The 13,540-nt window shown below is 67.4% G+C and carries 10 protein-coding genes and 1 tRNA gene; 6 read left to right on the top strand and 5 right to left on the bottom strand.

The features are described from left to right. Positions 1-15 precede the first annotated feature (15 nt). Together IBL26_RS08325 and IBL26_RS08320 are read right to left on the bottom strand one after the other, a co-directional pair. Positions 16-3,414 carry a transglutaminase family protein gene (locus IBL26_RS08325; protein ID WP_187784005.1) on the bottom strand — a complete coding sequence of 1,133 codons (3,399 nt, stop codon included), beginning with the start codon at positions 3,412-3,414 and terminating at the stop codon, positions 16-18. A gap of 212 nt (positions 3,415-3,626) precedes the next feature. After that, entirely contained in the window at positions 3,627-4,163 is a 537-nt protein-coding gene (locus tag IBL26_RS08320) for a hypothetical protein (RefSeq protein ID WP_187784004.1), read from the bottom strand. A gap of 158 nt (positions 4,164-4,321) precedes the next feature. Between IBL26_RS08320 and IBL26_RS08315 the strand changes: the two genes are divergently transcribed. The 3 genes from IBL26_RS08315 (at position 4,322) to IBL26_RS08305 (ending at position 7,438) form a co-directional block, all read left to right on the top strand. Beyond that, on the top strand, positions 4,322-5,467 hold the full coding sequence (locus IBL26_RS08315) for an ATP phosphoribosyltransferase regulatory subunit (protein ID WP_187784003.1): 1,146 nt from the start codon (positions 4,322-4,324) through the stop codon (positions 5,465-5,467). 2 nt (positions 5,468-5,469) lie between these two features. Beyond that, positions 5,470-6,759, top strand: a complete 1,290-nt coding sequence (locus IBL26_RS08310) for an adenylosuccinate synthase (protein ID WP_187784002.1) — start codon at positions 5,470-5,472, stop codon at positions 6,757-6,759. A 169-nt stretch (positions 6,760-6,928) separates the two neighbouring features. Then, the gene (locus tag IBL26_RS08305) at positions 6,929-7,438 is read left to right on the top strand and encodes a DUF5872 domain-containing protein (protein ID WP_187784001.1); all 510 of its coding nucleotides are present in this window, start codon (positions 6,929-6,931) and stop codon (positions 7,436-7,438) included. Between the two features lie 103 nt (positions 7,439-7,541). Here the strand turns inward: IBL26_RS08305 and rpoH are convergent, their stop codons facing one another. Together rpoH and IBL26_RS08295 are read right to left on the bottom strand one after the other, a co-directional pair. Further along, entirely contained in the window at positions 7,542-8,429 is an 888-nt protein-coding gene (rpoH, locus tag IBL26_RS08300) for an RNA polymerase sigma factor RpoH (RefSeq protein WP_187784000.1), read from the bottom strand. 231 nt (positions 8,430-8,660) lie between these two features. Then, entirely contained in the window at positions 8,661-9,692 is a 1,032-nt protein-coding gene (locus tag IBL26_RS08295) for an RluA family pseudouridine synthase (protein ID WP_187783999.1), read from the bottom strand. Here IBL26_RS08295 and IBL26_RS08290 point away from each other — a divergent pair. The 3 genes from IBL26_RS08290 (at position 9,661) to IBL26_RS08280 (ending at position 11,780) form a co-directional block, all read left to right on the top strand. After that, positions 9,661-9,951, top strand: coding sequence for a DUF6476 family protein (locus tag IBL26_RS08290; protein WP_241749147.1), 291 nt, complete (start codon positions 9,661-9,663; stop codon positions 9,949-9,951). The genes IBL26_RS08295 and IBL26_RS08290 overlap by 32 nt on opposite strands. Before the next feature lie 97 nt (positions 9,952-10,048). Beyond that, positions 10,049-10,124: transfer RNA gene (locus IBL26_RS08285), tRNA-Glu, on the top strand. A 99-nt stretch (positions 10,125-10,223) separates the two neighbouring features. Further along, a complete protein-coding gene (locus IBL26_RS08280) occupies positions 10,224-11,780 on the top strand; it encodes a DUF6538 domain-containing protein (protein WP_187783998.1) in 1,557 nt (518 codons plus the stop codon). A 286-nt stretch (positions 11,781-12,066) separates the two neighbouring features. On the opposite strand, the gene drt2 is transcribed toward IBL26_RS08280, so the two are convergent. Then, positions 12,067-13,386 carry an antiviral reverse transcriptase Drt2 gene (drt2, locus tag IBL26_RS08275; RefSeq protein WP_187783997.1) on the bottom strand — a complete coding sequence of 440 codons (1,320 nt, stop codon included), beginning with the start codon at positions 13,384-13,386 and terminating at the stop codon, positions 12,067-12,069. Between the last annotated feature and the right edge of the window lie 154 nt (positions 13,387-13,540).

Genomic DNA, 13,540 nt, shown 5'->3' with positions numbered 1-13,540 from the left:
ACCCCGCGGCCGGTATCACGCGAAACGGCGCAGGTCGAGTGTGCGGGACAATTCCGCACCCTGGACCCGGACCGGTTCCGCCATGCTGCCCGCCGTATGCCCGAACGGGAAGAAGCGGGAGCGGCGGCGCGCCTCGGCCGAATTGGCGTTCACCGGGAAGTCGGCATAGCTCAGCCCGCCCGGATGCGCGACGTGGTGGGAGAAGCCGCCCAGGCTGCGCCCGTTCCAGCTATCCCATACATCAAACACCAGCGGCACCTGCGCCTTGATGGTCGGGTGCAGGGCGGAAGGCGGCGCCCAGGCCTTGAAGCGCACGCCGGCCACGAACTCCCCCGCCACGCCGGTCGGCTGCATCGGCAGCGCCTTGCCGTTGACGGCCAGGGTGTAGCGTTCCGGCGTGAAGCCGCTGGCCTTCACCTGCAGCCGCTCGGTGCTGCTGTCCACGTAGCGGGCGGTGCCGGTGCCGGTGCTTTCCTCGCCCAGCACGTGCCAGGGCTCCAGCGCGTGCCGCAGCTCCAGCGTCATGTCGGCCACCGCCAGCTCGCCGATCTGCGGGAAGCGGAACTCGGCATGCGGGGCGAACCAGGCGGGGTCCAGCGGCGCGCCCAGGCCGCGCAGCTCCGCGATGGCGTCGTTCAGGTCCTGCGTGGCGTAGTGCGGCAGCATGAAGTCGTCGTGCAGGCGGCTGCCCCAGCGCACCAGCCGGCGCTCATACGGGCGTTCCCAGAACGCGGCGACCGCGGCGCGCATCAGCAGCATCTGCACCGCCGCCATCTGCGGGTTCGGCGGCATTTCGAAGGCCCGGTACTCCACCAGCCCCAGCCGGCCACTGCTGCTATCCGGGGAGTACATCTTGTCGATGCAGAACTCGGTGCGGTGGGTATTCCCCGTCATATCCGAGAGGATGTTGCGGAACAGCCGGTCGGTCACCCAGGGCGCCTTCTCCTCGAAGGGCTTCACCTGCTGGAAGGCGATCTCCAGGTCGTTCAGCACGTCCTGCCGCGCCTCGTCGATGCGCGGGTGCTGGCTGGTCGGGCCGATGAACAAGCCGGCGAACAGAAAGCTCAGGCTGGGGTGATTGTGCCAGAAGCCCAGCAGAGACTTCAGCAGGTCCGGCCGGCGCAGGAACGGGCTGTCGGCCGGCGTCGCCGCACCCATCACCACATGGTTGCCGCCGCCGGTGCCGACATGGCGGCCATCCAGCATGAATTTCTGCGCCGCCAGCCCCTCCTGCCGCGCCGCCTCGTACAGCTGCTCCGTCCGCTCCACCTGCTCGTCCCAGTTGGTGGCGGGGTGGACGTTCACCTCGATCACGCCGGGGTCGGGCGTCACGGAGAAGCTCTGCACCCGCGGGTCGCGCGGCGGGGCATAGCCTTCCAGCACCACGCGGCGGCGCACGGCGCCGGCGGTGTCCTCCACCGCCGCCACCAGGTCCAGCCAGTGCTCGATCTTGGTCAGTGGCGGGAAGAACACATGCAGCTTGCCCTCCCGCGCCTCGACCGTCAGCGCGGTGCGGACCAGGTCCGGCTCCTCCCGCCCCACCAGCGGCGGGTTCTGGTGATAGACAGGGAAGCGCGGGCTGCCATCCACCGGGCCAGGCGCGCCGGCCAGGGCGTATTGCGGCTCCCGCACCCGTGTCTCCGGCATCCGGGCCTCCCGCGCCGCCCGCAGCGTGCGGTGCAGGGGGGAGGGGTCGAGCCGCGCGCGCAGGTTGCGCAGCAGCAGCTCCGGCGCCGGCAGCGCCTCGGCGGGGGCGAACGGGTCGGCCTCGAACTCGGTTGGGATGCGCTTCGGGTCAGCCCAGGGCAGGCTGTCCAGCGGCAGGCGGAAGCCGATCGGCGAATCGCCGGGCAGCAGGAACAGCGTGTCGTCGCGGAAGAACCACCTGGCCGACTCCCAACCGCGCTTGCCATGACGCAGCGGCAACACGGAGCCGACGCTGGCGGCCAGACCCTGGCCGAACACCTTGGCCAGCCGCTCCCGCTCCAGCCTGTCGCGCAGCTTGGCGTCCTCGACCACCACGTTGGCGGGCAGGCGCTTTTCCTTCCACAGGTAGTAGTGGATGTCCTCATGCGCCGGGTTCACCAGCGCCGGGTCCACCCCCAGCCGCGCCGCCAGCCCGGCGGCAAAGCCGGCGGCATCCTCGGGCGTCGCGTCATCCGTATGGTCGTCGTCTGAAAGCAGGGCCGGGTCCCGCCACACCGGCTGGCCATCCAGCCGCCAGAAGGCGTTCAGCGCCCAGCGCGGCAATTGCTCGCCCGGATAGTGCTTGCCCATCGCCAGTTGCACCGCCGCGCCCTTGGACCACAGCGGCACCAGCCGCTTCAGCAGCCGCCCGGCCAGCTTTCGCTTGGTCGGGCCCAGGGCATCGGTGTTCCACTCTTCACCCTCCTGGTCCGTCGCGGAGACGAAGGTGGGCTCGCCGCCCATCGTCAGCCGCACGGCGCCGGCGTCCAGCGCGCGGTCCACCTGCTGCCCGGCGGCCTTGATGGCAGTCCAGGCCTTGTCCTCATACGGCTTGGTGACGCGGGGCGATTCCCGCACCCGGCGGACCGACATGCCGAAGTCGAATTCCACCTTGGCCTTGGACATCAGCCCGCTGATCGCCGCCGCCGATTGCGGTTCCGGCGTCGCCGCCAGCGGGATATGCCCCTCGCCGGCCATGAGGCCGGAGGTGGCGTCCAACCCGACCCAGCCGGCGCCCGGCAGGTACACCTCGGCCCATGCATGCAGGTCGGTGAAGTCGGCGGTGGGGCCTTCCGGGCCCTCCAGCGGCTTCTCGTCCGCTACCAGTTGGATCAGGTAGCCGGAGACGAAGCGCGCCGCGTAGCCCAGGTTGCGCAGCAACTGCACCAGCAACCAGGCACTGTCGCGGCAGGAGCCCTTGGCCTTCTCCAGCGTCTCCTCCGGGCTCCAGACGCCCGGCTCCATCCGCACCACGTAGCCGACACTGCTGTTCACCATGCCGTTGAGCATCATCAGCATGTCGACGTTGCGGCGCTCCTCGCGCGGCACCTGGTCCAGCAGCGCCTGCAGCAGCGGCCCGACCGGCGCGGCGCGGCGGAACGGCGCCAGCTCCTGCTCCAGCACCGGATCGTAGGCGAAGGGCCAGGTCTCGGCCTCGGGCTCCAGGAAGAAGTCGAAGGGATTGATGGTGGCCATGTCGGCCACCAGGTCCACCGTGACGTCGAAGGACATCACCGGTTCCGGGAACACGACGCGGGCGAGGAAATTGCCCTGCGGGTCCTGCTGCCAGTTCAGGAAATGCGGCTGCGGCGAGATCTTCAGCGAATAGGCCAGGATCGGGGTGCGCGCATAAGGCGCCGGCCGCAGCCGGATGGTCTGCGGCCCCAGCGAGACCGGCCGGTCGTACGTGTAGCTGGTGCGGTGCGTCAGCGCGACATGGATGGGCATGCAGGGTCCCGGCAGCTTGGTTCGCCGCAGCATAACCTTGGCCCACCATGCCGCGATACAGCCCAAAGCGGGCAGCAGAGCCGCTTTGCAGCCTGTGGGAGAGCCGGTTTGCCGCAAATCGGTGCAGCCCGCCCCGGCCCGCGCAGCCTTGGGCGGCGTCGTGGGGTGGCGGGGCGGGAAGGGGCCTCCCTCTGGTCAGGCCCCGTCCTGGCTCAGCGCCGGTTGCCCAGCGCCATCACGTCCCGGTTGACGGCGCCGGCGGCCGTGGTGGCGGAAGGCAGGTCCGGCAGGTTGGTCAGGCGTTCCAGCACCGCCTGCCCGCCCAGCGGGAAGGCGGGTCCGCTGAGGGCAGCGCGCGCGCCGGCCGGGTTCAGCCCCTCCAGCGCCGCATTGGCCTGCCGCAGCGAATCCATCACCAGCCCGGCCGGCGCATCGGCCGGGATGCCCAGCGCCTGCCGCGTGTCGTTCCGGGCGCGCTGCAATTGCTGGATGGTCAGCGGGTTGATGCGGTTCTGCCAGTACGGGTCCTGCGGCAACTGGTCCGCCAGGAACTCCAGCTGCACCAGCGCCAGCGCGACCCGCCCCGGCTGCCCGCGCAGGGCGCCCAGATTGCCGAAGTTGAACGGCGCGTTCAGCGCTGCCCCACGCACCGGATCTCCGGCACCGCCGAGGAAGCCGCCCGCCGGATCGTCGGCGCAAGCGGCGAGGAGGGGGAGCGCGAGCAGGGCGAGGCAGGAGCGTCGGTTCATGCCGTCCAGTTAAGGATGTCGGCCCGGTCGTTGCCAAGTGGCACGGGACACGGGGGATAGTGGAGGGACGCATGCGCGATCCGCCCTTGCCCCAAAGCGCATGCGCTGCCACACACGCCGCCGCCCACTCGCTCTCATCAGGCTGCCCTCCCGGACTCATGACCGAAGACCTGCCCAGCCCCGCCCTGCTGCCCTCCGGCCTGACCGACCTGCTGCCCCCCGAGGCAGCACGCGAGGCCGCTTTGGTCGAGGCGATGCACGCCGTCTTCGCCGCGCATGGCTATGAGCGCGTCAAGCCGCCGCTGCTGGAATTCGAGGACAGCCTGCTCGCCGGCTCCGGCGCCGCCGTGGCGGACCAGACCTTCCGCCTGATGGACCCGGACAGCCACCGGATGATGGGCCTGCGCGCCGACACCACCCCACAGGTGGCCCGCATCGCCGCCACGCGCCTGGGCGGCGTGGCCCGGCCGTTGCGCCTGTCCTACTCCGGCCAGGTGCTGCGGGTGCGCGGCAACCAGCTCGCCCCGCAACGGCAGATCCCCCAGGTGGGCATCGAGCTGATCGGTACCGACTGCGCCGAGGCGGATGCCGAGATCGCGCTCGTCAGCGTCGAGGCTCTGGCCGCCGCCGGCATCGCCGCCCCCAGCCTGGACATCACCCTGCCCACCATGGCCCCCGCGCTGCTGGATGCGGCCGGCGTACAGGGCGACCTGCGCCACAAGCTGGCCCGTGCGCTGGACCGCAAGGACGCCGCCGCCGTGCACGCCCTGGCCGCCCAGGCTGGCCCGCCCGCCAATGGCCTGACCGCGCTGCTGACCGCCGCCGGCCCCGCCGATGGGGCGCTCGCCGCCCTGGCTGCCGCCAGCCTGCCGCCCGCCGCTCGCGCCATCGCGGACAATGCCGCCGCCATCGTCGCCGCCATCCGCGCCCGTGCGCCCGGCCTGCGCATCACGCTGGACCCGGTGGAGTTCCGCGGCCTGCAGTATCACGTGGGCGTTGCCTTCACCCTTTACGGCCCCGGCAATACCGGTGAGCTGGCCCGCGGCGGCCGCTACATGAGCGGTGGCGAGACGGCGACGGGCATGACCCTGTACCCCGATACCGTTGCCCGCGCCGTGGCCCCCGCGCCGCTGCCCCACCGCGTCTTCATCCCGCGCGGCGCCGATGCGGTTGCCGCCGCTGAACTGCGGACCCAAGGTTTCATCACCGTGGCTGCCCTGTCCGACACCGACACACCGCAGAGCCTGCGGTGCAGCCACACCCTGCGCGGCCGCGCCGCCGCGCCGATCGAGGAGAACGCGTAGCCATGGCCAATGTCGCCATCATCGGCGCCCAGTGGGGCGACGAAGGCAAGGGCAAGGTCGTCGACTGGCTGGCCAGCCGGGCCGATATCGTCGTGCGCTTCCAGGGTGGCCATAACGCCGGCCATACGCTGGTGGTGGGCAACCAGACGTACAAGCTGAGCCTGCTGCCCTCGGGCGTGGTGCGCGGCAAGCTGGGCATCATCGGCAACGGCGTGGTGCTGGACCCGGACGCGCTGCTGTCCGAGATCGCCCGCGTGCAGGCGCAGGGGCTGGAGGTCGGCCCGCACAACCTGCGGATCGCCGAGAATACCCCGCTGATCCTGCCGCTGCACCCGGCGCTGGACAAGGCGCGGGAGGCCGCGCGCGGCGGCGACAAGATCGGCACCACCGGGCGCGGCATCGGCCCCGCCTACGAGGACAAGGTCGGCCGCCGCTCGATCCGCATCTGCGACCTGGCCGAGCCGGAGACGCTGTCCCGCAAGCTGGACGAGCTGCTGCTGCACCACAACTCGCTGCTCAAGGGCCTCGGCGCCGAGCCGTTCGAGAAGCAGGCGCTGCTGGACGCGTTGCTGGAACTCGCGCCCAAGCTGCTGCCCTTCTCGGAAGCGGTGTGGGAGCGGCTGGACGAGGCTCGGCACGAGAACAAGCGCGTGCTGTTCGAGGGCGCCCAGGCGGTGATGCTGGATGTCGACCACGGCACCTATCCCTATGTCACCTCGTCCAACACCGTCGCCGGCAACGCGGCGGCGGGCGCCGGCATCGGGCCGCACCAGATCGGCACCGTGCTGGGCATCGCCAAGGCCTACACCACCCGCGTCGGCTCGGGCCCGTTCCCGACCGAGCTGTTCGACGATGTCGGCAAGCGGCTGGGCGAGCGTGGGCGTGAGTTCGGCACCGTCACCGGCCGCCCGCGCCGCTGTGGCTGGTTCGATGCCTGCCTGGTGCGCCAGGCGGTCAAGGTCGGCGGCATACAGGGCCTCGCCTTGACCAAGCTGGACGTGCTGGACGGGTTGACCGAGCTCAAGATCTGCACCGGCTACCGCATCGACGGCGAGGTCGTGAAGCGCCTGCCGGCCGCCGCCGGGGCCCAGGCCAAGGCCGAGCCGATCTACGAGACGCTGGAAGGCTGGAGCGAGTCCACGCAGGGTGCCCGCTCCTGGGCGCAACTGCCGGCCACCGCCATCAAGTACGTCAAGCGCATCGAGGAACTGGTCGAGGCGCCGGTGACGCTGCTCTCCACCAGCCCGGAGCGCGACGACACCATCCTGGTCAGCGACCCCTTCGCCGACTGAGACCTGCGCCCGAAAGGGCGGGAAGGAGGGCGCGGCCTGCGAGGGTCGCGCCCTTTTTCATGCGCGCCGCACCGGCTGGCCGCGTGGCCTTGCCGTGCCCCAGCCGGGCGCCCGGCAACCGCCCGCCGCACACCCGCGTTGCTGCCCGAAGCAATCGGCGGAGGCGCGCATGCCTGGCACAGCCACTAAGACCAACCCCGCGCTGTGGGAAAAGGTGAAAACCGAGATCACCCAGGGCGCCAAGGGCGGCAAGCCCGGGCAGTGGTCCGCCCGCAAGGCGCAGCTGGCAACGCAGGCCTACAAGAAGGCCGGCGGCGGCTATGCCGGCCGGAAGAGCGCCGACAACAGCCTGGAGAAATGGCAGCGCGAGGAATGGGGCACCCGGTCCGGCCAGACCAGCGCCAGCACGGGCGAGCGCTATCTGCCCAAGAAGGCGCGCGCCTCCCTCAGCTGCGACGAATACGACCGCTCCACCCGCAAGAAACGGGCAGATACGGCCAAGGGCGAGCAGTTCAGCGCCCAGCCCAAGGACGTCGCCCGCAAAGCCTCCCGCGCCCGCGACGCCGTGCACAAGGATGGCGCGACGAAGGAGGCGCTGATGCAGGAAGCCCGCAAGCGCAACATCCGCGGCCGCTCCAGCATGACGAAGGGTGAGCTACAGGCGGCCCTGGGCCACTAGGCGGGCAGGGGACGCAGGGCGGCCTGTTTCAGCAGGCTGGCCGCCGGGCCCAAAAAAACGAGGCCTCGCGGCCCCGTTTTCGTCGTCTCGCCGATGCGGGCCGTTAGTCGGCCTGCATCCGGCGCTCGGTGATCTGCGTCTTCATGCTCTTCTGCAGCTTCTCGAAGGCACGGACCTCGATCTGCCGCACACGCTCGCGGCTGATGTTGTACTGCTGGGAGAGTTCCTCCAGCGTCGTCGCCTCGTCCTTCAACCGGCGCTCGATCAGGATGTGGCGCTCACGCTCGTTCAGCGTCTTCAGCGCCTCGCCTAGCATCATCCGGCGGTTGGACATGTCCTGCCGCTCGGCGATCTCGGTTTCCTGGCTCTCGCTCTCGTCCACCAGCCAGTCCTGCCACTCGCCCTCGCTATCAGCGCGCACCGGCGCGTTCAGCGAGTTGTCGGGCGAGGCCAGGCGACGGTTCATGGACACGACGTCCTGCTCCGGCACCTGCAGCGTGTGGGCGATCTTGGCCACCTGCTCCGGCTTCAGGTCGCCCTCTTCCAGGGCTGCCATCTGGCCCTTCAGCCGGCGCAGGTTGAAGAACAGCTTCTTCTGCGCGGCCGTGGTACCCATCTTCACGAGCGACCAGGAGTGCAGGATGTACTCTTGGATTGCCGCGCGAATCCACCACATAGCGTAGGTGGCCAGGCGGAAGCCGCGATCAGGGTCGAAGCGACGCACCGCCTGCATCATGCCGACATTGCCTTCGCTGATCAGCTCGCCCACCGGCAAGCCGTAGCCACGGTAACCCATGGCGATCTTGGCAACGAGGCGCAGGTGGGACGTGACAAGGCGGTGGGCCGCCTTCTGGTCGCCCGCGTCCTTCCAGGACTTGGCCAGCCGGAATTCCTCATCCGGCGTGAGCATGGGAAACTTGCGGATCTCCTGCAGATAGCGGGAGAGATTGCCCTCTGGGGCCATCGGGATCATCGACGTAGTGGAAGCCATGGTTGCATCTGCCTCCTGCACCTTCCGGGCGCCCCTGTGACGGCGAGCCCCGGACGGGCGAACTTGTCCGGGTCGCACCCCGCTGAGCCCTGATGTACCGCGCTGCCCCGAGTCACTGACGGGACGGGTCCGGCGGCTACACCCTTGGTTTGGCACCCGGCGTTGGCGACTGATTGAACGCTATCAAGCGGAAGGAGGTTGCGCAAGTAATTCCCGAGTGCGTAACTCGGGTTACGTCGCGTTACCGTCCAGCAATGTGAGCAGTTCCACGAAATCCTGCGGCAAAGGGGCGGAAAACCGCAGATTTTCTCCGGTCACGGGGTGGGGGAAGCCCAGGGATTCCGCATGCAGGGCCTGGCGCGGGAAGGCCAGCAATGCGTCCCGCGCAGGCATCGGCAACCCACGCGAGCCACTTGGGACTCGCTTCAGGTACACAGGATCGCCCACCAAGGGGTGGCCGATATGGGCGAGGTGCACGCGAATCTGGTGCGTCCGGCCGGTTGCCAGCCGGCAGCGCAGCAGGGCGCACCCGGTACCCCAGGCCCGCTCAGTCACGTAGCGGGTCAGCGCATCCTTGCCGTTGCGGGCCACCACCGCCATGCGCTTGCGGTCGGTGGGATGGCGGCCGATCGGGGCCTCGATCTCGCCTTTGGGGGATGTGGGGACGCCCCACGCCAATGCCAAATAGGAACGTTCAAGATTTTCCCGGCTGGCGAAGGTGGCGGAGAGCACCTGATGCGCCCGCTCCGTCTTCGCCACAACCATCACGCCGGACGTGTCCTTGTCCAGCCGGTGCACGATGCCCGGCCGCTTCTCCCCCCCGATGCCGGAGAGATCGTCCCCCGCATGTGCCAGCAGGGCGTTGACCAGCGTGCCGTCCTGGTTTCCGGGGGCCGGGTGCACCACCAGCCCCGCCGGCTTGTCCAACACGATGAGGTACTTATCCTCGAACAGGATGGTCAGCGGGATGTCCTGGGCCTGCGGCGTCGCCGGTGCCGCGGGTGGCGGCGCGACGACATAGGTGGCGCCGGCCCGCACCGCCTCGGACGGATCGGTCATCGGCAGGCCGTCGCGGCTGACATGCCCTTCCTCGATCAGTGCCTTGACGCGGGAGCGGGACAACGTGCCTATCCCGCCCGCCAGGAAGCGGTCCACCCGCTGCCCTGCCTCGGCGGGGCTGGCGGCCAGGGTGAAGGCCTCGGTTGGGATTGTATTCGCAGGGGGGGTGTCGATGCGCGCGCTCAAGATTCTCGTGTCCGTCATGGGCGTGCTCATCGTGGTGGCCACGGTGGCGCTGGTGGTGCTGGTGATCCAGCGGATGAACCGGGCTGCCCAGGGTGTCGATACGGCGCTCACTACCACAAATCTGGCGCTGCGGCAGCCGGTGGGCAGCCGCGTCGGCGGCATTGCTGCGTTGGAGGGCCAGTTGGCCATCTGGGTGGAGCGCCCGGATGGCGGCCGCGTGCTGCTGGTTGACCCACGCAACCTGCGCCAGACCGGCGAGATCCGCCTGGGCGAATAAGCAGGGACGGGCGGGGATGAAAATTTCCGCCTTTTCTCGCAGATGACGCCTTGATCGACGGCTTCGCCCCGGTTAGAAGCCCGCCACGCCCAACGAAGTCCCCTTCGTCTAGAGGCCTAGGACACCGCCCTCTCACGGCGGTAACAGGGGTTCGAATCCCCTAGGGGACGCCATTGGCCTTTTAGGCCGTTGAAGTCGCAGGGTTTATCGCATAATCAAGAGGTTACAGGCTCCCGGTGATCCATCCGGGGTGATCCATTGTGCCTCTCAACATGCCCAGACCGCAGAAGCATCCCAAGTCTAAAGTCTACCGCGTTCGAGTGGTCGTGCCGCCTGCGTTGCGAGCGACCATCGGTCGTTCCGAGCTGTTCCTTTCGCTCAATACGAAGGACCCGCGGGAAGCCGCGCGCCGCTATCCCGCAGCCTTATCGAGTCTCCAAGCCCGACTTGATGCCGCCCGGTTAGTCGTGCGGGGAGAAGTCGTGTCGGTGCCTGACGACCGCCTCGCAGCACTGGTCGGCGATCTCTATAGGTCTGCGGGCCCGGATATTGATGCACAGCCTGGCGCCTACGCCGCGGCCGATCTCCACCGCGATACGGTGCTGGACGAACTGACGCCGGGCGATGCCGATGATGGCGAAGCACCAGAGTTCATCCCGAATGAGCGGCGCATGGCCGAGGCACGACAGGTGCTTCTAGGCTTCGGACTGCTTCCCGATGACGACACAACGACCCGAATGGCCGGGCACCTATGGTCTTATCGCTACCGCTTGGCGATGCGTCGGCTTGGCCGCGCGCGGGGAGACTTCGGGCCGGACCCGGCGGATGCCCTCTATCCGCCGTCGCTCAAAGCCGCACAACCGTCCCTCACGATGGACCGACTACTTGAGGTGCACCAAGCCGAGCGTGCAGAGAAGCCCAAGACATTCGATAAGCGGCGCTCGGCGCTTGCACACCTGAAGCGGGTTGTTGGCTACAATGACGCGGGCCGCCTGGATAAGGCGGGCGTTCGCGCGCTGAAGGAGGACCGTGCGGCGGGCGGGGTCAAACCGGCGACCATCGGGGCAGATATCGCAATGCTTCGCTCACTCTGGGGCTGGGCTTTACGGAACGGCCACTTGCCAGACGGCGCCAGCAACCCCTTTGAAGGAATGAGCCCCCAAGGGTCCAAGCGCCACACCACCGAGCGGCAGCCATTCAGTGACGCGGACGCTGAGATCATTCTGACTGCCGCACGCAGTGAAGCGGGCTTCCTGCGTTGGCTTCCTTGGCTTCTAGCCTTCACAGGGTGTCGCCTTGAGGAAGCTAGCGGAGCAGCGGCGGCGGATATTAGGCAGCAAAGCGGGGTCTGGATTCTCGACATTCACGACCGCGCCGAGGGGCGGACTCTAAAGGACGGCCAGCCCGTCCGAATGGTGCCTTTGCATCCCGCCCTCCTTGCCGAGGGGTTCCTTGCCTACGCGCAGTCCCGTCCGCACACCGGGCCACTATTCCCTGACTTGAAGCCGGGGCGTAATGGTAACCGCAGTGCGATGGCAACTAAGAAGCTGGGCCGTTGGCTGCGCGGCAAGGTTGGAATCAAAGATAAAAATAAGGTCGCAGCACACTCATGGCGCCACCGCATGAAGGACCTGTTGAGGTTCAGCGGGGTCCGCGAAGAAGCCGCAGATGCGATGCTGGGTCACAACAACCCGGTAAATGCAGGCGCCAACTATGGACGGGGCTGGCGTGGCCGGCCGGATCAGCTCATCAAGGAAGTCTACAAGATCCCTTCGCCTATCCCAGTAGACGGGTACACCGGACCATTGACGAGCGAGGCGGGAGAATGAGCGATGACCGTGGCGAGATATCGCCGGGCGCGCTCATGCTGTGCGTCTTCGTGGCAGGCACCTTATTCACAGGCGGCTTGATCGCCTTCCTCGGATGGCTGCGCGGTCACTACCCCGGCGCTGGGTGGCAGTGGCTAGCGCTCGGGACCCTGTTTGCCGCAGGTTGGGCATGTCTCGTCGGGCTGCTGGCATGGGCGACATTGAGGGTATCGTCTCGCAAGTCTGGAAACCGGAAGTCCCATCGCCGCTGACCAGAACCCCGCGGGACTACGGGCCGCGCTAAACTTCATCTCGGCTTGTCGATAAGATTCTGAAGGACATGCATGTGGCGGCGCAGTTGGCGACCTATAGACGGCGCGCCCATCATCGTGGCCGCCCTCCTGGCGTAACCCCTATGAAAGCTGTCGGCTCCAAGGTGGGTCAATCGCGTGTGCAATTCGCGACGGTGCAGTACGGGCCTCCCGGTAACTTTGCCCTTTTCCGCCAGTGTCTGCATACGCTTTGCCCAATGCACCGAAGTAGCCATTCTCCGCCAGAATCGGGCAAGCGTTGTGCCGCGGAGCAGTATCTTTCGGCCGTCGAAGGTGAACCCCAAATAATCAAGCGCGTGCGGCATTGCCGCGACGCCTGGCCCCCTAAACTCAACTCGCTGCGATTTCGCGGCCTTGATCTTCAAAGGATTGGCGAGCGAATCTAGAGATCCGAGGATAAAATCTTCAAAGTGGCCTGCGTCCTTGGGTGAGCAGACCACCAGGATATCGTCGGAGTAACGCCGGTAAACGGCGCCAAGCCGTACTGCCTCCGCAGAGACCGCCTTGTCGAACGCCAGCATACTGATATTGGCGGCTACGGCTGAGATAGGGGTACCTTGAGGAATCCCCTTTTCACCAGAATGCGGGGTTACAAGGTTTGGTGCGCCGGACGGGCTGCCTCGGATCAGTTCTCGATATTGTCGTGCAGAGCACAGCGGGACCCGCAAGTTGCGTTGAGGGGTGAATGGATGCATGCCTAGCCGCTCAAGGCACGAGGCACGATCGACCGTGCTGAAGCGGGTTATTGCTTTGAAGACTTGAAAGTGGTCAGCAGGCAGTTTCGTGACGCCTAGAATCGTAGCCCAATGACGCTTCAAGACGTCGTGGCCAATGTTGTCGAAGAATCCAGATATGTCGAGCGCAAGGGCCGTGCAGCGCCCGCGGCTTCTTATCTCGTTGAAAGCCCCAAGGGCTAGCGAGATGTTTGATGAACCTTTGCGATACGCGGTGACGACCTCGTCGAGGCCGGCACTTTGAAGCGCTTCTTCATAGAGATCCGAAAGCATAGCGGCATAATACGATAAGATCGTAGCGTCCTTATTGGAGCAATAAGCAAGCTTGCGAACCTTAACTTTGCCAGTCGGTCTCCCACCCTTACTTGAAACAAACCGCCTTTGGCGTTTCTCGAATGCTATGAGAGGAAGGAACCCATGACGCGCCACTTTCTCTGGGTCTTCTACCAACTCCTTGGCAGTCTCCAGGCGCATGATCGGCATATCGAAGTGCGGATATCGTCGAGGGGTGAACCAGCCCGAACGCTTCTTCTTAATGCGCGGCTTCTTGGGATACAGCATTCGAACCATGTCTGTTGAGTGGCAAGGCCGGGGGCCGGATCTATGGGCGGATCCGCCTCTAACGAGGAAAGCCCCTCGGCACCCTGACAGCATCTCTGCTGCCAGACAACAGATCGGACCAATCGTCGCCTTTTGGTCTTTCCGTCACCTCAAC

It is taken from the genome of Teichococcus aerophilus, assembly GCF_014490485.1.
Lineage (GTDB): Bacteria > Pseudomonadota > Alphaproteobacteria > Acetobacterales > Acetobacteraceae > Pseudoroseomonas > Pseudoroseomonas aerophila.
The sequence above is the reverse complement of the archived record's forward strand: the minus strand, read 5'-3'. Positions and strand labels throughout refer to the sequence as shown.